This window comes from Streptomyces sp. 796.1 (genome assembly GCF_047525675.1).
Classification (GTDB): domain Bacteria; phylum Actinomycetota; class Actinomycetes; order Streptomycetales; family Streptomycetaceae; genus Streptomyces.
This window is the reverse complement of the sequence record NZ_JBLIWA010000036.1, coordinates 58,807-79,342: the sequence shown is the minus strand read 5'-3', so window position 1 is coordinate 79,342 and position 20,536 is coordinate 58,807. Positions and strand designations below refer to the sequence as shown.

Genomic DNA, 20,536 nt, shown 5'->3' with positions numbered 1-20,536 from the left:
GGGCCGGAGTGGGCCCGGCAGGCCGCCGGCGGGCGGGTGCCGCGGCCCGCCCCCGGCAGCCACCGCCCCGGCACCCACCGCCCCCTGGCGCCCGCGCACGCCGCACGCCGCCCCGGCATCCGACCGCGCGTCGCCGTCAGCCCTCGGGCGGAGAGAAGACCACCATGATCCGCAGGTCCTCAGAGATGTGGTGGAACTTGTGCGGAACGCCCGCGGGCACGTAGACGACGCTGCCGCGCGCCACCGGCGTGGTCTCCGCCCCCACCGTGATCGCCGCCCGGCCGCTCATCACCAGATAGACCTCGTCCTGCTGATGCGGCTGCTGCGGATCGGTGCTGCCCGCATCCAGGGCGTACAGCCCCACGGACATATTGCGCTCGCGCAGGAACTGTAGGTACGCCCCGTCGTTCGCGGCACGCTCCGCCTCCAGTTCGTCCAGCCGGAACGCCTTCATGCCCTCTCCACCCCTTGCTGTCTCATCTGCAACGATCGCTTCCATGAAGAATTTCGTAGTAAAGACACTCGCCAACGCGGGCGCACTTGCGGTCGCCATCTGGCTACTCAAAGACATCACCCTGACCGGTGAGAACACCGGCCGCAAGACGGTCACCCTGATTCTCGTGGCGCTGCTCTTCGGGCTGGTGAACTTTGTCGTCAAGCCGATCGTGAAGTTTCTCTCCTTTCCCCTCTTTCTGGTCACGCTCGGCCTGTTCACGCTGGTGGTCAACGCGTTCATGTTGCTGCTGACGTCGTGGCTGGCCGATGCGGCCGACCTCAGCTTCCACGTGGACGGCTTCGGCGCCGCCTTCGTCGGGGCGTTGATCATCTCCATCGTCTCCTGGGCGCTCAACGCCGCTCTGCCCGACCAGGACTGACCCGGTGCACCACGCCGCGCGGCCCCCGGAACAGCGCCCCGCCGCCTCGCCCACCGGGCGGGAGCCGGCGGCCCCACCCCGGGTCAACCTCGCGGCCACCCGAAAGGAACAAGCCATGGACGGACCCGTAGACGAGCCCTTGAGCGGGCCCGCGGACCGACCCGCGACCGACGGGCGCGCGCCCGAGCCCGCCCCGTACGACGAAGCAGGCACGGGCGGCACGCGCGCGGGCGGGGGCGATGCGCGCGCGGTGGGGGACGGGACGCGCGCGGTCCGGGCCGGGCTGCCGGACGCGGCGGCGTACGAACCGACGCTGCCGGGGCCCGTCTTCGCGGCCCACTTCCACCTGCCGGGCGATGCGGACCCGCTGGCCGGCCCGTACACCTACGGCCGGGAGGCCAACCCGACCTGGACGCACCTGGAGCGGGCGATCACCGAGCTTGAGTGCCCGCCCGGTGCGCTGCCCGGGTCCGCCGGCGGCGCTCCCGGCGGGCCCGAAACCGTCGTGTTCGCCTCCGGTGCCGCCGCGATGTCGGCCGTCCTCTTCTCGCAACTCCGGCAGGGCGACGCGGTGGTGTTGCCGGCCGACGGCTACCACCTGCTGCACGCGCTGCGGGATCGGCTCAGCGGCTACGGCATCACCGTACGCACCGCTCCCACCAGGGACGATGCCCAACTCGCCGAGTTGGAAGGGGCGCGGCTGCTGTGGCTTGAGACGCCGTCCAACCCGGGGCTCGACGTCTGCGACGTGCCCCGGCTGGTGGCGGCTGCCCGCGACCGGGGCGCGCTGGTCGCGGTCGACAACACGCTGGCCACCCCGCTGGGTCAGCGCCCGCTCGCGCTCGGCGCGGACTTCTCGGTGGCCAGCGGCACAAAGGCGCTGACCGGCCACGGCGATCTGCTCCTGGGGTACGTGACCTGCCGCACGCCCGAACTCGCCGCGACCGTACGCGCCTGGCGCAAGAGCGTGGGCGCGATCCCGGGCCCGATGGAGGCGTGGCTCGCCCACCGTTCGCTGGCCACCCTGCACCTGCGGGTCGACCGGCAGGCGACCAACGCGCTGGCGCTCGCGCGCCTGCTGCTCGACCGGCCCGAGGTCTCCGACGTCCGCCACCCGGGGCTGCCCGGCGACCCGGCGCACGAGATCGCGAGCCGGCAGATGCCGCACGGACGCTACGGCTGTGTGGTGTCGTTCACGCTCCCCGACCGCTCCCACGCCCAGCGTTTTCTGGCCACGTTGCGGCTGGTGGGCGATGCGACCAGCTTCGGCGGCGTACGGTCCACGGCCGAGCGCCGCCAGCGGTGGGGCGGGGACGCCGTACCGGAAGGCTTCATCCGCTTCTCGGTCGGCGTGGAGGACACGGCGGACCTGCTCGCGGACGTGGACCGGGCACTGACCGCGGCGGCGACGGCGCCTGCTGCGTAACCCGCGGCGGGCGGAGGCGGCCGGCGGGCGGAGGCGGAGGCGGGTCCGCGGACGGTGGGCGGTGGCGGGTCCGCGGGCGAAAGCGGCCATCGGGCCCCGGGCGGGCAGGTTCGCGCACCTTCCGGCGGGTTGTTCGCGCGCATTCTGCCCGGAGTTCCGGTGGCCGTCTTCGATAGCCGCTTTCGGCGGCTGCTTTCAGTGACCGTGCCGGCCCCGTCGGCCGCTTGGGCCTCGTCGGCTGTTTTTCGGTGACCCTATTTCGGCGGATATTCCCGGTGGAATTCATGGGCACTTCGGGCGCATTTTAGCTATTTTTCTGGTGTTCTCGCGTACGCGATGAGGCCGTTGCCGTCCGTACGAGGAGAGGGCGTTGGAGTCGTACGCGGTTGCCGGCGCACGCGGCTGCAGTCGTACGCGGCTGCAGTCGCCCAGGCTGCGGCTGTTGCGGCCGTACGACGCGGATGGGGCAGAAGAAACGGGTCCCGCGTGGGGCACGGCCGGAGTTCAGCCCGGTGGCGGGGGCGGGTCACGCGGGGGCCGGGTCGCCGGGTTTGCGCGACCCGGTGTTCGCGGAGTCCCGGGAAACCGGGTGTCCCCCAGGCCCCGAGAGCCATCCCGAAGACGTCCGCGCGACGGCCCCGCAAACACAACAGGCTGGCAGAACCTCCCCCCTCGTGGCTCTGCCAGCCACGGTTCAGCAGCCACCGAACCGCGCCGAACCGCGCGACCAAGGCTAGTTGACTCTGCGTCAGTGTCCAATCACCCTAGCGACATGAACCTATCGACATATTTATAGTTGGCTCGCGGCGGGGCATCAGAAGCTGAGGGGAATCGATGGACTTGGCCCTGCTTCGTACGTTCATAGCGGTCTACCGCGCTGGTTCCCTCACTCGGGCCGCGAGCCTGCTCGGGCTCTCCCAACCCGCGGTCACGGGGCAGATACGGAGCCTGGAGCGGCAGTTGGGACGGCCGTTGTTCATCCGCGGGGCCCGGGGAGTCACCCCGACCAGCGCCGCCGACGAACTGGCGCACAAGGCCGCACCGCACATCGACGCCCTGTTGGAGATCACCGAGTCCGACGGCGCGGACGTCATCTCCCGGCGCACCCTCCATCTGGGCGGCCCACCCGAGTTCACCGCACTGCGCGTACTGCCGGCGCTCGCCCCGCTCACCCTCGACGGGCTCGCCGTACGCGCCACGTTCGGCACCGCCGACGAACTGTTCACCGGCCTCTCCGCCAGCCACTACGACCTCGCGATCACCACGTCGCAACCGCGCGGGCGGCTGCTGGTCGCGACCCCGCTGTGCGACGAGGAGCACGTGCTGGTGGCCGCCCCGCGCTGGGCGGCCAGGCTCGGCACCACGCTGCTGCGCGCGAGCCGCGCGCCCGTCGCACTCCACCGCGCCCTCGAACCGGTGCCCATCATCGAGGTGCACGAGAGCCTGCCGCTGGTCACCTCGTACTGGGCGACGGTCTTCGACGCCTCCGTCACCGCGACCGCCACCGTCATCGCGCCCGACCTGCGGGCGGTGCTCGCCTGCGTGATGGCCGGTTCGGGACTGGCCGTACTGCCCCGCTACCTCTGCATGGAGGCGCTGGACAAGGGGGAGGTGGTCGCCCTGCACGAACCGCCCGTGCCGCCGCTGCGCACCTACTTCCTGGTCATGCGCACCGGTTCACCCGCGCCGCACCTCGCCCGCACGCACGACTGGCTGCTCCGCGCCGCGGTCGACTGGTAGTGGCTCTACCAGGACGAACGGGGTTTCGCGCGGCGCCACGCGCGGCAGATCTCCCCTATGACCGAACGGCCCGTGGTCAAACGCACCGCCCGTGCCATCCTGCTCGACGGCGACCTAGCCGCCGACGCCACGCCCCAGCTCGTCCTGATCAAGCGGACCAAGCCGGGCGAAGCCCCGTACTGGATCACGCCCGGCGGGGGCGTCGAACCGGACGACCCGACCGTCATCGACGCCCTGCACCGCGAAATGGACGAGGAACTCGGCGCCGAGGTCACCGACGTGGTGCCGGCCTTCGTGGACACCGTGCCGATCGACGCGCGCCGCGACGACCTCGCCGGCCGGCCCGTCCCCGACCAGGGCGTCAAGGTCCAGCACTTCTTCGCCTGCCGGCTCGCCAGCATGGACCTGACCAGGCGGCACGGCCCCGAGGTGGAGGAGCCGCGCGGCGAGTACGAGGTGGTGCGCGTTCCGTTCACCCGGGCGGGGGTCGCATCGGTGGGTCTGGTTCCGCCCTCGCTCCGCGCCTTCCTCGACGCCAACATCGAGGGCGTCCGCGCCCTGCTCGCCGGCGACCTCGGCTGACGCTCCCCTCCACTCCGCGGCTTGCCTCGTCGCAGCGGTGGCTGCTGGCTGCTGGCTGCTGGCTGCTGGCTAAAGGAAGGTACGTGGTTCCGGGGTGGGGTGGGCCTCGGGCCGCTCATGGCGCTCGGCTGGTGTGTGGGCAGCGTGCGGGGCGTATGGGGTGCTGGGGGTGTGTGGGGTGTACGGAGTGTTCGAGGTGGGGCCGTCGCCCGCTGGGGGTGGCGGGGCGTCGGCCCGCCCCTCGCTCTCCTCTTCCTGAGGTATTCGCAGGTCACGCGGCGCATCGCGATGCTCGGCCGGCCACGGGGAGGTTGCGGCGTACGAGCCGAAGTGGCCGTTGGGGGTGGGGTTGCCGTTGTCGTTGCCGCTGCCGCTGCCGTACGACTGGGAGCTCCCGGGGCTCGGCAATGCCCACGCCGCGGGCCCCGGCGCGCCGCCCTCGGGCAACCCGACCGACAAGGGCCCCGGCGCTCTGCCCGTACCTGCCGCTCCACCGTGGTCGGCCCAGCCGCCACCGGCCCCACCGCCATCGGACCAGGGCGGCGCGAGGTGGGCCGGCGGTGTGGCGGGGGGCTGCGCCGCCGCGGCCGGGCCCTGCTGCGGGTGGGGAGGGGGAGAAGGGGGAGGAGGGGACGCGGCGAACCAGCCGGTGAACGGTTCGTGCCCGCCCTCCGTCGCCGCCACGGGCGAGCGCCGCGCCCGATCGAGTACGCGTTCCACCGCCTCCCGCCATACGTCATGGCCGTCCTGCGGCGGCTCCGGCGCCTGATGCTGACCCCGGTACTGGTGCTGCTGGCCCTGGCGCCCGGCCGCCCCTCCCGCCCCACCTGCTCCGGCTCCCCAACCGACCGCCCCGTCCCCCGTGGCTCCCTGCGGGAGCGCCGGCGGCGGGACCTGCGGTTCGGCCGGTGCGAACGGGTGCGGCAGCCCGAACCCGCCGGTCGGTTGCGGCGGCAGCGGAGGCAACGGCGGGGGCGGCGGCAAAGGCGGAGGCCCGAACGACTGCTGAGGCACCTCCCCCGCCTGAGCCGCCGGCGCATCCGAGGGCACCCCGGGGGCGGACGCCGGCGAACCCGCGCCGGCCCCATACGGGCCGGAGGCCGCCGAGTACGAGCCGGCGGCGGGTGCGTACGAGCCGATGGCGGGTGCGTACGAGCCGGCGGCGGGGGCGTACGGTCCAACGGCGGCCGGCAGCGGGCCCGTTTCCAGCGAGTTGGGGGGCGGGGCCGCAGCCACGACCGGAGGCGGGGGCACAGCCACAGCCACAGCCGTCGCCGGAGGCGGGGCGGAACTCTCAGCCGGTGCCGCGACCGGAGGCAGGGCGGACGTCGCAGCCGGGAGCGGGGCCGGGCCGGACGTCGCAGCCGCGGCCGGCTCACCTGCGCCGTCATCGGCACGGGCAGCCGCGCCGGCCCGGTCAACGTGCCGGCCCCGTACGGAGGTCCGCACGGTGGATTCGTCCTGCGCGCGGGCGCGCGCGTCGGCAGCGGCGCCGAAGTAGTCGCCGCCCTTGCGGCGGTTGTCGTCGGTGCCCCAGGCCCGGCCCTCACCCGGCGCCTTGCGCTCTGCCTTCACCAGGTGCGGAACGTGCTTGGCGCAGTGGATGTACGCCTCTTCCACCACCACTTCGACCCACACCGCCCCGCGTCGGCCCGGCACCGGATCGACCGGCAACTCCGGGTGCTCGACGCGCATGTCCGCATCGCTCACCACCCGGGCCCGACCATTGATGTGCAGACCGATGCGGTCCCGCTGGAAATCCATCAGGAGCAGCCCGACATGGGGATTCCGCTCGATGTTGCCGAGGCTCGCGAAGACGCCGTTTCCGCGGTACTCCGGATAGGCGAGGGTCCGCTCGTCGAACACGCGCAGAAAACCGGGGGTGCCGGCCCGGAACGTGCTGTCGCACTCGCCCTTCTCATCCGAGGTCGCCAGAAAGAACATCTCCATCCGCTGGACGAACTCGCACATGCGCGCATTGAGGTGGTCGAGCACCTGCTCGGAATAGAAACGGTCGGCCCGCTTCTTCGTACCGAGCCGCTGCTGCAACGCGCGTTCCCCGGCCCTACCACCACCCGACTCAGAATCGTCCAGGTCAGGCCGGTCCGCCGGCGGGTGCGCGCCGTTGACCTTGTCGAGTGCGGTGTGCCACTGCTGGTCCGCCGTGCCTGTGACGGTGCGTTCCGGCCCGGTCTCCACGTATTCCACAGTCCCGTGTCCTCGTTCGCCCCTCGTCCCCCGCATTGCATCCCCGCTGCCCATGCCGATTCCTAGCCGAGCGCCCCCACGAGTTCTTCCAACGAGTCATGGCGAATGCGATGGGGTGGAATGCCGATCCCGCGCAGGGTGTTCACGCCGCTACGGATCAGTCCGGGCGGCCCGGAAAGGTAGGCGTCATAGGCATTCCACGGCCCGTATTTCCTTACGGCATCCGGGAGTTGGCCGCTCAGCCCCTTGGTGGGGCCGTCCGATACGACCGGGCGCACCGAGAGCCAGGGGTGTTCGCGCGCGAGCCTGGCCATGGTCTCGATGTCGTACAGGTCGTGGTCGCTCCGCGCGCCGTAGAAGACCTCGACCGGCCGCTGGCGTCCGTGCACCGCGACGTCCTCTACCAGGGCCTTGATCGGCGCGATGCCCGTACCGCCGCCAAGGCACAGCAGCCCGTTGTTCGTCCCGTGGTCAACGACCATGGAACCGGCGGGCGACCCCAGCTTGATCTGGTCGCCGGGCCGGGCGTGGTGGACCAGGGACGTGGAGACCCAGCCCGCCGGCACCGCCTTCACATGGAACGACAACAGCCCGTCCGTACGCGGCGCCGACGCAAACGAATAGTGCCGCCACACCCTCGGCCACCAGGGCGTTTCCAGGCTCGTGTACTGCCCGGCCCGGAACGGGTAGGGCTGGTCGGGGCGCACCGTGATCACGGCTATGTCCGCCGTGCGCAACTCGTGCTCCACGATCTCGGCCTGCCACCAGGCCGGCGCGGTCAGTTCGTTCTCCGCCGCGGCGTCGATCATCGTCTGCGAGATGGTGGTGTACGCCCGCACCCAGGCGGCCTCCGCGGCCTCGCCCCAGGTGTTCGGCGCGTACCGGGCGAGCGCCCCCAGCAGGCTTTCGCCGACCGCCGGATAGTGCTCGGCCTGCGTCCCGTACTTCCGGTGGCCGCGGCCGAGGTGTGCCAGGTACTCGTCGAGGATCTCCGGCTCGTCCGCGTGCCGCGCGGCCGTGAGCAGCGCCTTGAACAGTCGGTCCCGCTGCGCGTCCATGGCCGCCGGAAAGAGTTCCCGCAGGTGGGGGTGGTGCAGGAAGAGCAGGGCGTAGAAGTACGAGGTGACCTTGTCGGAGATCGGCTCGATCTCCAACAGGGTGCGCCGGATGAGCTGGGTGTCGGCCGACGCGATCTCCGGCAGGTCGTCGAAGGCGCCGCCGCCGTGCTCGCTCGGGGGGCGTGCGCCGGAGGCGAGCACGCCCTCGAAGTGCGCGCCGGCCTGCGGCGGTTCGAAGGGGCGGCCCGCGCGCCCGGCCGCGGACACCGGCTCGCCGCTCCCCGGCGGGGCCGGCTCACCACGCCGGGCCAACTCGGCGCCACCGGCGTACGGAGCGGGACCTGCATTCGGTACGGAACCGTCCTGTCGCCCCGGGCCCGCCCCGCCCCCGAACTCGCGGGCCGGAACCGGCCGCAGCCCCGTCGCCCCCGCCCCGTCCGCGCCCTCCCGCCCAGGCGCCGGCCCTGATGCCGGTGCCGGTGCCGTACCCGCTCCGCCAACGGCCGCCGTGCCAGCGGCGGCGGAGAGCACCAGTGCACCGGCAGCCCCGACCCCAGCCGCCGCCGGCGGCGGCGAAGGTGCGAGCGCCGGGTCCGGGCTGCTTGTGGTGCTGTCCAAGGGCAGAATGCTGCGCTGCGCCGGCACCCGCCGCGGCCCGGCAACCACACCGGGAGCGGTGCCCTCACCAACCACACCAGCACCGCCCGGCGCAGACGCCCCTCCCACCGGCTCATCCATACGCCCGGGAGCATCCGTACGCCCCAAGTCCTCCGTACGACCCGGGCGATCCGTACGACCGGACCGTTCAGTGCTGCCGGGGTGATCGGCACTGCTCAGGTGGGGGCCGGCCTGCTCCGTCGCCCGCACCGCCCGCTCCGTCGCCCCCTCGCGATACGAACGCTGTGGCTCATGCCCCGGGTGCTCCCGCATCACGGACTCCGCAACCATCCGCGGGCCCGCGGACCCGACACCCGCGCCTCGGGCCTGGCCCTGAGGCTGGGGTGCCACCGCGCGCGGAGCCCCGCTGTCCGACGCCGATCGTGAGTCCTGGGCCCCGCCCGGCTCGGTCGGGTCCGGGGGCCCGCCCACCGCGCGCGGGGCAGCGTACGGAGCCGTCGGTGCGGTGGCTGGCGCCGCTCCGCGGCCCACCGGCCGGATCGCGGCCACCGACCGGCCCCGCGCCCGGGCCCGGCCCTGCTCCGCTGACCCACCAGGGGGCACCTGCCCATGGGGCGCCTCGCCACGGAACGCGCCCGTGCTGCCCCCGTCGGCCCCCGACTGCGCACCCGCCGCCGCCTGGTCCCGCGGTGGGGCGTCCGCTAGCTGCTTGGTCGGAGTGAACCAGCCTCGATCACGGTTCTCGCCATGGTCGTCGCCAGAACCACCGGGCTCGCTACCGTCGGCTGACGTGGTGGTCGGAGCGTTCATGGTTGCCTCGCCTCGAACATCTCTGTGCCGGACTTCGTCAGTCTTCGTCGCTGTCAGGGCCCGATACCGACCGGGCGGCTGGCCCCTCGACCAGCACCACCGCAGCCACCTCGGCACACCCACCTCGATGGCAGGCAGCGGGCGGCAGGCACCCCGAGCCCCACGTCCCCTTCCCCTCCCCGACGCGGGACCCTTCGCTCAGCGACTCGCAACGGCGTGCGCCATGCCGGCCCGCCGTCCTTGCGCCCCAGGGCATCCGTCACCACCCGGGACCGGTTTCCGAACCGTTGCTCAGATCTTGGACTTCTCGCCCGCCCCGCTCGGTTCCCTACGAGCTGTCGCGCGATATACCCATCGGTCCCTCACGTGGTGATACGCCTGGTGTGTGGCGCTGCGTCGGCCAGCGTGGCAGCCGCGTCCGCACCTCGGGGCAATAGTTCCGAACTCCCCTTACCAGCACTCCCGTTCCCGATAGGCTGAGCTCACCGGTCTACCCCGCGGGGGTACCCGATGGCGTTCTCACGTTCGAACGGGGTTGACCATACCCGGCCCGGATAAATGCACAAGCCCCGTGCTGACGAGCCCTTATGTCCCCCTTATCGACGCAATTACCGGTGGTTGCTGGTCAATTCGTACGCGGCCCGCAGATCGCGTCCCACGTACGCATATGAGGCCAGTCCGCTCAGGTGCTGGTCAGCGTTAACCGCGATGGACACGGGCAGCGCGGCGAACAGTTCGGCGTCCGACATGGAGTCTCCATACGCCACACATTCCGACCGCTTCACCCCGAACCTCTCACATAGTTCATCCGCGATCTTCACCTTCGCCGCCGGATTGAGGATGCCGTCCGGTCGCACCGGCTCCCGGAACGGCACCGCCGGAAATCGCGAACCGAACGCGGCGTGCGCTCCCCACTCCAACAGGCGCCGTACGAAGAAGTCCGGCGAGAGCGATATCACCGCACACCACTCACCACGCGCCGCTATATCGGCCCATACCTCACGTATCCCGACCAGCCACGGCGCCCCTTCAAATGCGTCCGCCACCTGCTGTTCCGTGAGTTCTGCCCACAACTCACGCACCCGGAGGGCGAACTCCGGAGGCCCCAGCAACCTGCCGGCGAAAGCCCGCTCCAGCTCGGCGATCTCGCGTTCAAGCCCCAGTTGCCGCGATATCTCAACGGGTGCCGCCGACCCGTAGATCAACGTCCCGTCCAGGTCAAACAGATGCAGTCTGGTCATAGCTGCCGAGCGTAGAACCCCGCCCCAATCCCCCGCCCCGCCCTGCGGCCATGGCCGCCAATACCGCCCCCGTCGTAGCCGACCGCGCCCCGCCGACCGGCACCCACCCACCGGCCCGGCGCCGCACGCACACCGCTGCTGACCTGCCGTGCCGTGGCCCCTTCCGGCCAGGTCCTCGGCGCGGTACGGAACAGTCGGCCGCGGACGGCTGGTCGTCGGCGCGGGCCCCTGCCGCTCGGCTGCTCCCGGCGGAGGCCCCACGGATACTCTCGCCGTGCGACGCGCCGCGCGGGCGACCGCGGCAGCGTGAGAGGCATGCGCCAGCTCTCCAGATCCTCCCGTCGTGTCCTGGTCGTCTTCCATGTCGTCGCCTCCGTCGGCTGGCTCGGCGTCACCCTCGGGCTCCTCGCCCTCGCCATCGCGGGGGTGACGGGCGACTCGCCCGCGGAGGCCGAGGCGGCCTTCCGCTCGATGAAAGTGTTCGGCGATTGGCTGATCATTCCGCTGAGCCTGTCGGCCCTGGTGACCGGGCTGGTACTGGCTCTCGGCACGCCCTGGGGCCTGGCCCGGCACCGCTGGGTCCTCACGAAGTTCTGGCTGACCCTCGCCACCGCCGCGCTCTCGGCGTTCTCCCTACGAGCCGGCATCAACGAGGTGGCGGCACAGGCCGCGGCCGGCGAAGAGGTGGCGGACAAGGCCAACGTGATCATTCCGCCCGCGGTCTCCCTGGCCACCTACGTCTTCATCACCGCCATCTCCGTACTCAAGCCGTGGGGCCTGACGGGCCGGGGCCGGCGTCACCGACGTCAGGTCGTGAGGTCCGCGGCCGACTGAGCCGCCGGCCGCCCCGCCGGGAGCTTCGCCGCAGGCTCCGCCCCGGCGGCGGCTGCGGCGTCGCTCGTCCCCGCGGTCGGGCCACCGGTCTGGACGACGCGGCTCGGCGCAGCCGGAGCTCCGCTCTGCTGCCGGCGCTCCAGCCGGGCCGAGAAGGCCGCGACACCCAGGGCGGATATGACCAGCCCCACCCCGACCACATTGGGCGCCGTGTACCCGAAGCCGGCGGATATGACGAGGCCACCGAGGTAGGCGGCGAGTGCGTTGCCCAGGTTGAAGGCGGCGATGTTGGCCGCCGAGGCAAGCGTGGGGGCCTCCGCCGCGTGGTCCATGACGCGCTTCTGGAGCGGGGGCACCGTCGCGAAGCCGAAGAGGCCGATCAGGAAGAGGGTGAACGTGGCGGCGATCTTGTCGTGCGCGGTGAGGGTGAAGAGCCCGAGGACCGTGCCCAGGCCGATGAGGCTCGTGTACAGCAACCGCATGGGGTGCCGGTCGGCGTACCGGCCGCCGATCATATTGCCCGCGACCATGCCGAGGCCGAACACCGCAAGCAGCCACATCACGCTGGACTCGGCGAACCCTGCCGTCTCGGTCATCATCGGCGTCACGTACGTGATGGCCGCGAACACGCCGCCGAAGCCCAGCACCGTCATCGCCATGGCCAGCCAGACCTGCGGGTTGCGGAAGGCCCCGAACTCCTTGCGCAGCTCGGCCGCCGCGGGCTCCGGCCGGGCCGGCACCCACTTGGCGACGCCGAGCAGACCGATCACACCGAGCGCGGCCACGATGAAGAAGGTGACGCGCCACCCCACGTGCTGGCCGATCAGCGTGCCGGGCGGGGCACCGACGACGTTGGCCAGCGTCAGCCCCATGAACATGCTCGCGATCGCGCCGGCCCGCTTGTTCGGAGCGACCAGGTCGGCGGCGACCACCGAGCCGACGCCGAAGAACGCACCATGGGTGAACGACGCGAGAACACGCCCCATGAGCAGCACCCCGAAGGCGGGGGCCAGTGCCGTGACCAGGTTGCCCGCGATGAACAGACCCATCAGCATCAGCAGCATCTGCTTGCGGGTGAGTTTGGTCCCCAGCGCGGTCATGAACGGGGCTCCTATGACGACCCCGAGGGCGTACCCGGTCACGGCATAGCCCGCGGTGGGGATCGAGACGCCGAAGCTGTCCGAGACCTCCGGCAGCAGGCCCATGATCACGAACTCAGTGACCCCGATACCAAAGGCCCCTATGGCCAAGGCCAGCAACGCGAGCGGCATGACGCGACCCTCCAGAAGATTGCATAGAACGTCTACGGGCTCCCACAATAATTGCAGACGCGCTATATTGGCAAGCGCCGGCTATTTCGCTGGTGGCCTATCCTTGTTCGTACGACACCGAAGGGGGCGTCCCATGGCACAACGGCTGAACCCGACCACGGACCAGCAGCACGCTGCCGACCAGGGGAAAGACCTGAGTACTGGCCGTGATCGGACACCATCGCCGGCCCCGGGCAACCTCCCGGAGCCCTCCGGCGGCACCTCCGAGAATCAGCTCCAGGCCCCCGACGGAGAGCCCGGCGAGCCGCAGGCCGCCCTTCCGGGGCGCGCCCTCGCCCAGGGCTGGTGCGCCCTGTCCGCGCTCCACAGCCGCCTGGAGTCCCACATCGAGCGCGCGCTGGAGGCCGAGGCCGAGCTGAGCGTGCGGGAGTATTCGGTGCTCGACGTACTGAGCGACCAGCACGACGGCGACGGCGGCCACCTGCGCATGAACCAGCTCGCCGACGTCGTCGTGCTCAGCCAGAGCGCCACCACGCGCCTGGTCAGCCGGCTTGAGGAGCGTGGCCTCCTGGTCCGGTACCTCTGCCCGACCGACCGCCGCGGGATCTACACCGACGTCAGTGACGATGGCCGGAAGCTGCTGGAGCGCGCCCGCCCCGTCCATGACGTCGCCCTCCGCGAGGCCCTTCAAGAGGCGGCCAAACGCCCCGAATTGGAGCCTTTGGTGACGGCTGTCCGTACCCTGGGGCGGATCCCGACCTCCATATGACGGGGGCGTAGCCTCCGGATCATGAGCGATTTCGAGAAGCCTGACACGGCTGCGGTCGAGTTCCGGCGGGCGCAGGCGGAAGACCTGCCCGCCATCGTGGCGATGCTGGCGGACGACGCGCTGGGAGCACAGCGCGAATCGCCCAACGACCTCGCCCCGTACACCGCCGCCTTCGAGCGAATAGCCAGTGATCCGAACCAGTGGCTGGTGGCGGCCGTGCGCGACGGCCGTCTCGTAGGCACGCTCCAGCTCACCTTCATCCCGGGCCTGTCCCGCCGCGGAGCCACCCGCTCTCTCATCGAGGGAGTGCGGGTGCACTCCGACGAGCGCGGCAGCGGCCTCGGTACGCAACTGATCGAGTGGGCCATCGACGCATCACGCCAGGCGGGCTGCCAGTTGGTCCAACTCACCTCGGACGCAACGCGCATCGACGCACACCGCTTCTACGAGCGCCTCGGCTTCGAGGCGTCCCACCTGGGATTCAAGCTACAGCTCTGACCAGGGCGTACGCCGACCTCCCGAGGTGGCGGACCGGTCGACGGTGCACGGCTGCATGAGTGCAGGGGGCACCATGGTGCACGCGTACGTCAGAAGACGGTTAATTCGGCCAGTTCGGCCAGTTCGGCGCCCGGGCAGGCCGGAGCGCGGCTGCGTCGTCCCCGACGCAACCGCGCTCCCGACCACCCGCAGGAGACATCCGCCGTGGCGGTGTCACCACCAGCCATCAGAGGGCTTTCAGGTCAATCGCTTCGGCCATCACCTGGTAGCCAGCGTCATTCGGGTGCTTGTGGTCGCCGCTGTCGTACGCGGGGTCCAGCGCCTGCGGGTCTTCCGGCGAGGCCAGCGCCGCGGCGAAGTCCACGTAGGAATCGAATTCGCCCGAGGTCCGTATCCAGGTGTTGATCCGCTCGCGCTTCGCCTCGGCCCGTGCCGTGTGGTACTCCGCACCCTTGAAGGGCAGGATCGTCGCACCCATGACCCGGACGCCACGCGCATGGGCGCGCGCGATCAGCTCTCGGTAGGCCGCGATCAACTCATCGGCAGAAAGCTGCGGGTTGGGCTGGTAGGTGGGCATGTCCACCTCGCTGAAGCCGATGTCGTTCAGCCCCTCGAAGACGATCACCGAACTCACCCCCGGCTTGTCCAGGACGTCCCGGTCGAAGCGGTCCAGGGCCCGGTCCCCGTACCAGGCCGAGTCGTTGAGCAGCAGGTTCCCGCCGATGCCCGCATTGAGCACGGGCCGCGGCGTGCCGGCAGCGGCAAGCCGCTCCGCCAGTCGGTCCGGGTAGCGCCGGTCGGCGTTCACGGTCGAGCCGAACCCGTCGGTGATCGAATCGCCGAACGCCACCACCGCGCCCCGACGGGCCGCCGTCGCGCCCTTGGCTGCGGCGCGCCGGTCACCGGCGTGCGCCCCGTCCGCACCGACAGCCCGGGGCGTCCCAGGGCGCGTACCGGCACCACCGCGCCGCTCACCTGTCAACTCCACATCGGCGAGGTAGTACCAGGAGTGGGTCTGCTCCCCGAAGGCCGATCCGGTGCGGTCCCGCCGGTGGTCGCCCTGGGCCCGGTAGCTGCTGGCGTACGCCTGGGCGTGGAAGGTCGCAGGGCCGGTGGGCTCGGCGAAGTACAGCGTCACCGTCACCTTCTCGAACGGCTTGACCTGCAACGGGGCCGCATCGCTCGTGCGCTCGCCACCGGCCGGGATGGTCAGCCGCGGGTGATCGCCGAAGGTCAGCGTGCGCAGCGTGTGCGGTCGTACGGAGGCGTCGCCGGCACTGCGCGCGATGGTGGCCCCGGCCACCTTGAGCGGCTTGTCGCCGTAGCGGTTGGAGAGCTTGATGCGGGCCTGGGTGCCGCCGCTGGTGACCCGTACGACCTGCCGAACGGTCTGCCGGGCGAAGCCCTGCTCCGACCAGTTCTCCTCAAAACCCGAGCTGGGGCGCTGTACGGGCGCGGCCCACCCGGCAGTCCACGGGGCGTGACCGGGGCCCCGGTCGGAGTCGTCGGCCGTCGCCGTGCTGGTCGTCGAAGCGCTGGTCGGTGTGTCGTTAGCAGACGCGGGACGGGGCCGGGCGCCGGCAACGCTCGCCCCGGCGAGCGTTGCGGTGAGCGCGACGAGCGTGGTGGCGAGGCGGAGCGGTGTTGAACGCATGGCTGTTTCTCCTGGTGACGAGGGGGCCGCGGCGCCGGTGCGGGAGGTTCCGCAGCGGTTCGGGCCGTTCGGAGATCAGCGTGCGACAGCGGGAACTTCGGACCCAGCCACCGCCGGTGCGTAGGTGCCCCGTGCCTACGAATCGGCTGCGTACGACTGGCAGGGTCAGGTTGCGCCCCTACTCCCCCCGGCCCGCGCGCCCGCGCGTCGCCAACGGGCGCCAACAGGCGCCATCGGCTGCCCGGGGGCGGGCAGGCGCGCTCGGCCTGCGCAGCGACGCGGTACTACGCCCTGATTCGTACGAACTGCCCGGACGGCCAGGTCGTACGGGCAGCAGCCATGCGGACAGGTGGCGCGGCGGGGCCGCAGGTCAGCCGACGGGCCGACGGGCCCCGCCGTGCTCGCGGCGGCGTACGGGCGGGCCAGGGCCAGGGCCAGTCTTCGCGGATCAGCCCTGATCAGCAGCGGGCCGGCCGTGCCAGCCGGCCGGGTCGATGGTGCCCGGCACCACTCCTGACGGCTCGTAGGGCTCCCGCGTGAAGACGAAGGTGCCGACGTCGAGGTGGGTGGTGGGGCCGGTGGGACCAGTGGGCCGGTCGCCCTCAGCCGTACGCGCCGTCGGCTCGGTACGCACCACTCGCAGCGTCTCGCCCGCGTGGTAGCCGTCGAGACCCGTCCACGTGCCATCGGGCTCGGGGCGGAAGCGCGAACCGCGGCCCGAGCCGCGCAACGGGCTCAGTTCAAGCCAGCGCCCGGCGTTCAACCGGAGGACGTAGGCATGGGTCCCCCAGTACCAGTCTCCGGTGAGGGCGAGCAGTTCCGGGTCCACGTCCGTCAGCGGGCTCCACGGCTCCGGCACCGGCGGCTCATGCTCGGCGACGATGCGTACCAGGTCAGCGGCGATGGTGGAAGCGAAGGGCCCGGAGGTGGCATTGGCCAGCGCGATCCCGGCCAGCCCCTCGTCGTGGCTCACCCACAACGTGGCCAGAAAGCCCGGCATGGAACCGGTGTGGCCGAAAAGAAGCCGCCCGTTCCTGCGCGCCACCTGCAACCCGAGCCCGTAGGAGCCGTCCCATGCGGAGCCCTCCGGCGGGGCGGCGGGCTGGCGCATCTCGGCCAGCGTCGCCGCGCTCAACACCCGGTCATCGCCCCGCGCGAGGAACACCGCGAAGCGGGCCAAGTCCGCAGCCGTCGACCAGAGTTGGCCCGCCGGCCCCATCCGCCCCATCTCTTCCACGGCCTCCCGCTGCACCACGTCCGCCCAGGGGTGCACGGCCCAACCCTGCGCGTGCGGCTGCTGCGGGGTGACGGACGTACGCGTCATGCCCAGGGGCGCGAGCACCTCGCGGTGCAGCACCTCGCCCCACGGGGCGCCCCTCAACTCCTCAACCAGCGCCCCGAGCAGCGCATACCCGGGGTTGGAGTAGTGGAAGGTACGCCCCGCCGGAAGCCGCTGGGGGCGCTCGCCGAACACATCGCCCAACTCGGGGCGGAGGTCGCCCGGCGTGCGCTCCCACCACGGGCCGCGCGCCTCGGCGGCGATGCCACTCAGGTGGGCCAGCAACTGAGCCACGGTCGCGTCACCGACGGCGGGGTCCACGTCCGCGACCGCCAACGGGTCGGCCAGGTGCTTGCGCACCGGATCTGCCAGGTCGAGCAGCCCCTCGTCGCGCAACCGCAACACCAGTACCGCCACGAACGTCTTGGTGATGGAGCCGATGCGGTACTGCGTATCGGCGTCGGGCGCGGGACCGCCCGGCGCACTCCGCGCGCCGGACCACACCAACTGCCCGTCCCGCACCACTGCCCCCACCAGTGACGGGGCGCGGCCCTCGGCCTGCCCGACGGCGATCCGATGGAACAGGGCGCGACGGGTCGCGGGAAGCAGGTCAGCGGGTGGGGCGGTGTCGGTCATGGTGCTCCTCATCAGCGGCGCGACAACGGTCCTCGCCACCGGACCCTAACGACCGCAGCACGGGCCCGGACAGCGAAATACCCGGCGGGGCGGGAGCCCTCGGGGTGGGAGCCCTCCGGGGTGGGACGGGAGTGTCGGGCGATGGGCGTGACACGTCCGATTCGTTCAAGACGATGGGCACGACGGCTGCCTAGCGTGGCCGTATGACACCTCGCTTCGATCTCATCGGCCTGGTCGTGGACGACATGGCCGCCACGCTCGCGTTCTACCGCCGCCTCGGCCTCGACATTCCGGCCACCGCCGACGGCGAGCCGCACGTGGAGGTGGAGTTGCCCGGCGGGTTGCGCATCGCCTGGGACACCGTCGCCACGGTCAAGTCCTTCGCTCCCGACTGGACCCCGCCGTCGGGCGGCGGCCACCGCGTCGGCCTGGCCTTCCGCTGCGCGGACCCGGCGGAGGTCGATGCGGTGTACGCGGAGCTCACCCGGGACGGGTACGTGGGGCACAAGGCGCCGTGGGATGCGTTCTGGGGCCAGCGGTACGCGGTGCTGCACGATCCCGACGGCAATGCGGTCGACCTCTTCGCGGCGCTGGCGCCGTCGGACTCCTGAGGTTTTCGCGGCACTGGAGGCGCCGGGCTCCTCAGGCTTTCGTCACGATGGCCGCATCGGACTCCTAGTTCTGCTGCCCGTAGCCATCAGCGGTGATCCGCCCACCCGGGGGGCCGCGCCCGGCCGGCGCCCGCCCCGCCACGCAGCCCGCCCTCGCCCGCGGAAGCTGCCCGCGGCACCCGCCCGCGGGGGGCTGTCCACCGGGACGGGCTGTGGGGACGGGCTGTGGGGACTTGCCTGCGTTCCGCGGCCAGCCAGCACGTCTGCGGGGTGAGGCGGCACGCCCGCGACGGGGCAGCCGTACGCTGCCTGCACTGCCGGACGCACGTCCGGCGAGTGCCGAAACGCGCGCTGGACGCGCGCCGGGTCATCTCCGGCGCACACCGTCGGCGCACTGGCACCTGACACACGTGGCTCCCGATGCCCGCATAGCGCCAAGTCCGACAAGTCCGGCCTACGCCGCGGGCTTCCGCAGCAGTTCCACCAGGCTGGAGAAGCTGTCCGCAGCGTGGCCTGCGTTCACGCCACGGCGGAAGAGCTCGACGACGGTGGCCGGCAGCGCGGTGTCGACGCCCGCGTCGGCGTGGGTGTGCAGGACGTGTTCGACACTGGCCAGCCCCATGGCCAGACGATCCACGTCGCCACCGTGCTGACCAGCATCGATTCGGTCGGCGTAGAAGGCGAAGAACGACGGTAGCGAGTTGGCGGTTTCGGTGGCGTGCGGCAGGACGTCGGCTGCGGTCAACCCGTTGGCCTGGGCGAGGGCGACCGCCTGCCAGTGGCCGAGCATCGAGGTCCAGAACATGACCATGCCGAGTTGGTAGAACAGTGCGGCGAGCCCCGGGTCGTCGCCCCGGTAGTCGACCCGTCCGGTCACGACCTCCAGCACATGCCGGTGTCGGTCAAACACCTCACGCGGGCCGCTGTAGAAGGTGGCCGAATCCGGCTGCCCAATTCCGGAGGGCGGAACGGTGACTCCGCCAGTGAGGTGCTCGGCGCCGTGCGCGGCTGCCCAACGTGCAGCGGCCCGAGCGCGTTCCGGCGTATCGGAACTCAGGTTGACCAGCACGCGGCCGGCCAGCGCCGAACTCGCCGGGGCCAACACGTCGTACATCGCCGCATAGTCCGTGAGGCTGATGATCACCACCTCGCTGGCGGCCAGCGCATCGGATGCGCTCGAAGCGAGAACGGCGCCCCGGGCCACGAGCGGCTCAGCCCGCGCCGCGGTTCGGTTCCACACGGTGACGGCGTACCCGCGGTCGAGAAAGCTCCCGGCCATGGCCTGCCCCATCGGGCCGAGTCCAACGATGGTCACCTGCGGCTTGGCGCTGTTGGCCATGACGGTTCTCCTCTATGCGACGGTCTGCGGTGGGCGCGCGGCGGGGCGCGGCGGCACATGCGATTTCCGGACGCGATGGGATGCGGAATCGCCGACGCAGAACCCCTAAAACGAACGTTCTACTTAGCGCGTGACGGAAACGTACCACGGTCTAGAATGAACGCTCTACTTAGATGCGGGCCGGCGGCGTACCTGCCGGCGCCAACATCCACATCAGCCGGGCGCCGAACCACGAGAACGGTGCGGCTCCCACCCCGCAGGACGCGAGTCGGGGCAACGGCCACGGCCCGATTCCGCTACGGCTCACGCCCATCGCGGCTCTGGGCAGTGGGCGACAGGAGTTCCGTCAGGGGCACGCCGGCCAAGGCCCGCACCTCGCGCGAGAAATGGGCCTGATCGGCATACCCGGCGCGGGCCGCGACCTCGGCCCCTGCCACACCCGCACGCGCCAGATCGAGCGCGCGCCCCAGACGCAACACCCGAGCCAGCGTCTTCGGCCCGTACCCGAACGCCGCCAGACACCGCCGGTGCAACTGCCGCTCACTGAGCCCGACCTCCCGCGCCAGCGCCGCGACCGTCCCGCCGGCGCCCAGCCCCGCGACCACTCGCGCGTACGGCGGAACCAGCTCGTACGCATCGCCGCACGCCGGTCGCTCTTCGGCCACTCGCAGTCGCGCGGCGACGGCCACCTCCAGTACGCGGGCACGGCCTGCCACTTCCGCCTTCGCGAGGAGTTCGGCCAGTCGGGCAGCTTCGGTCCGGGGCCAGACCTCGTCCAGCGGTACGCGCTGGTCGCGCAGCTCCGACGCCGGCAGGCCGAACACACCGGGCCCCACGCCGGGGGCGAACCGCAGTCCGACGTGGACCGCGCCCGGCCGGTCCCGAACGAGGTGCGCCCGGGTGTCGGGCCCGGCGATCAAGAGCTGCCCGTCGCGCCACAGCAGATCCATGCACCCATCGGGCAACACCCGCACGAGATCCGCGCCCGCTACGGCCCGACGCTCCCACACCACCGTGCCGGCGAGGTTTGAGCGTCGCTCTCGATACATACGACCAGGATGCCTGGGGGTGGGGGAGTGGAGGGTGC

At 71.8% G+C, this 20,536-nt stretch carries 17 protein-coding genes; 8 read left to right on the top strand and 9 right to left on the bottom strand.

From position 1 onward, the window contains the following. Positions 1 to 136: 136 nt before the first annotated feature. Entirely contained in the window at positions 137 to 454 is a 318-nt protein-coding gene (locus tag ACMA1D_RS23180) for a cupin domain-containing protein (RefSeq protein ID WP_349990491.1), read from the bottom strand. A gap of 43 nt (positions 455 to 497) precedes the next feature. Between ACMA1D_RS23180 and ACMA1D_RS23175 the strand changes: the two genes are divergently transcribed. The 4 genes from ACMA1D_RS23175 to ACMA1D_RS23160 all read left to right on the top strand — a co-directional run bounded on the left by ACMA1D_RS23175 (position 498) and on the right by ACMA1D_RS23160 (position 4,623). Further along, positions 498 to 875 carry a phage holin family protein gene (locus ACMA1D_RS23175; RefSeq protein ID WP_414725930.1) on the top strand — a complete coding sequence of 126 codons (378 nt, stop codon included), beginning with the start codon at positions 498 to 500 and terminating at the stop codon, positions 873 to 875. Between the two features lie 115 nt (positions 876 to 990). Continuing rightward, the gene (locus tag ACMA1D_RS23170) at positions 991 to 2,301 is read left to right on the top strand and encodes a cystathionine gamma-lyase (protein ID WP_414725929.1); all 1,311 of its coding nucleotides are present in this window, start codon (positions 991 to 993) and stop codon (positions 2,299 to 2,301) included. An 834-nt stretch (positions 2,302 to 3,135) separates the two neighbouring features. Then, complete coding sequence (locus ACMA1D_RS23165) at positions 3,136 to 4,041, top strand: LysR family transcriptional regulator (protein ID WP_414725928.1); 906 nt, start codon at positions 3,136 to 3,138, stop codon at positions 4,039 to 4,041. 57 nt (positions 4,042 to 4,098) lie between these two features. Beyond that, positions 4,099 to 4,623 carry an NUDIX domain-containing protein gene (locus ACMA1D_RS23160; RefSeq protein ID WP_414725927.1) on the top strand — a complete coding sequence of 175 codons (525 nt, stop codon included), beginning with the start codon at positions 4,099 to 4,101 and terminating at the stop codon, positions 4,621 to 4,623. A gap of 69 nt (positions 4,624 to 4,692) precedes the next feature. Here ACMA1D_RS23160 and ACMA1D_RS23155 read toward each other — a convergent pair whose 3' ends face one another. The 3 genes from ACMA1D_RS23155 to ACMA1D_RS23145 all read right to left on the bottom strand — a co-directional run bounded on the left by ACMA1D_RS23155 (position 4,693) and on the right by ACMA1D_RS23145 (position 10,558). Beyond that, positions 4,693 to 6,831, bottom strand: coding sequence for a pyridoxamine 5'-phosphate oxidase family protein (locus tag ACMA1D_RS23155; RefSeq protein WP_414725926.1), 2,139 nt, complete (start codon positions 6,829 to 6,831; stop codon positions 4,693 to 4,695). Positions 6,832 to 6,893: 62 nt separating this feature from the next. Continuing rightward, a complete protein-coding gene (locus ACMA1D_RS23150) occupies positions 6,894 to 8,420 on the bottom strand; it encodes a globin domain-containing protein (protein WP_414725935.1) in 1,527 nt (508 codons plus the stop codon). Between the two features lie 1,505 nt (positions 8,421 to 9,925). Next, on the bottom strand, positions 9,926 to 10,558 hold the full coding sequence (locus tag ACMA1D_RS23145) for an HAD family hydrolase (RefSeq protein ID WP_414725925.1): 633 nt from the start codon (positions 10,556 to 10,558) through the stop codon (positions 9,926 to 9,928). 315 nt (positions 10,559 to 10,873) lie between these two features. On the opposite strand from ACMA1D_RS23145, the gene ACMA1D_RS23140 reads away from it, so the two are divergent. Then, positions 10,874 to 11,392 carry a DUF2269 family protein gene (locus tag ACMA1D_RS23140; protein ID WP_414725924.1) on the top strand — a complete coding sequence of 173 codons (519 nt, stop codon included), beginning with the start codon at positions 10,874 to 10,876 and terminating at the stop codon, positions 11,390 to 11,392. Here the strand turns inward: ACMA1D_RS23140 and ACMA1D_RS23135 are convergent. Further along, positions 11,365 to 12,663, bottom strand: a complete 1,299-nt coding sequence (locus ACMA1D_RS23135; protein ID WP_414725923.1) for an MFS transporter — start codon at positions 12,661 to 12,663, stop codon at positions 11,365 to 11,367. The genes ACMA1D_RS23140 and ACMA1D_RS23135 overlap by 28 nt on opposite strands. A 352-nt stretch (positions 12,664 to 13,015) precedes the next feature. Here ACMA1D_RS23135 and ACMA1D_RS23130 point away from each other — a divergent pair, with 352 nt between their 5' ends. Continuing rightward, the gene (locus ACMA1D_RS23130; RefSeq protein ID WP_414725934.1) at positions 13,016 to 13,432 is read left to right on the top strand and encodes a MarR family winged helix-turn-helix transcriptional regulator; all 417 of its coding nucleotides are present in this window, start codon (positions 13,016 to 13,018) and stop codon (positions 13,430 to 13,432) included. A 21-nt stretch (positions 13,433 to 13,453) separates the two neighbouring features. After that, positions 13,454 to 13,930 (top strand): N-acetyltransferase family protein, encoded by a 477-nt coding sequence (locus ACMA1D_RS23125; RefSeq protein ID WP_414725922.1) that lies wholly within the window; start codon positions 13,454 to 13,456, stop codon positions 13,928 to 13,930. A 226-nt stretch (positions 13,931 to 14,156) separates the two neighbouring features. Here the strand turns inward: ACMA1D_RS23125 and ACMA1D_RS23120 are convergent, their stop codons facing one another. Both ACMA1D_RS23120 and ACMA1D_RS23115 read right to left on the bottom strand, forming a co-directional pair. Next, positions 14,157 to 15,584, bottom strand: a complete 1,428-nt coding sequence (locus ACMA1D_RS23120; RefSeq protein WP_414725921.1) for an SGNH/GDSL hydrolase family protein — start codon at positions 15,582 to 15,584, stop codon at positions 14,157 to 14,159. Between the two features lie 448 nt (positions 15,585 to 16,032). Next, the gene (locus ACMA1D_RS23115) at positions 16,033 to 17,499 is read right to left on the bottom strand and encodes a serine hydrolase domain-containing protein (protein WP_414725920.1); all 1,467 of its coding nucleotides are present in this window, start codon (positions 17,497 to 17,499) and stop codon (positions 16,033 to 16,035) included. A 203-nt stretch (positions 17,500 to 17,702) separates the two neighbouring features. Between ACMA1D_RS23115 and ACMA1D_RS23110 the strand changes: the two genes are divergently transcribed. After that, a complete protein-coding gene (locus ACMA1D_RS23110; RefSeq protein WP_414725919.1) occupies positions 17,703 to 18,110 on the top strand; it encodes a VOC family protein in 408 nt (135 codons plus the stop codon). A 454-nt stretch (positions 18,111 to 18,564) separates the two neighbouring features. Here ACMA1D_RS23110 and ACMA1D_RS23105 read toward each other — a convergent pair whose 3' ends face one another. Both ACMA1D_RS23105 and ACMA1D_RS23100 read right to left on the bottom strand, forming a co-directional pair. After that, a complete protein-coding gene (locus ACMA1D_RS23105; RefSeq protein WP_414725918.1) occupies positions 18,565 to 19,449 on the bottom strand; it encodes an NAD(P)-dependent oxidoreductase in 885 nt (294 codons plus the stop codon). A gap of 296 nt (positions 19,450 to 19,745) precedes the next feature. After that, a complete protein-coding gene (locus tag ACMA1D_RS23100) occupies positions 19,746 to 20,498 on the bottom strand; it encodes a helix-turn-helix domain-containing protein (protein ID WP_414725917.1) in 753 nt (250 codons plus the stop codon). Between the last annotated feature and the right edge of the window lie 38 nt (positions 20,499 to 20,536).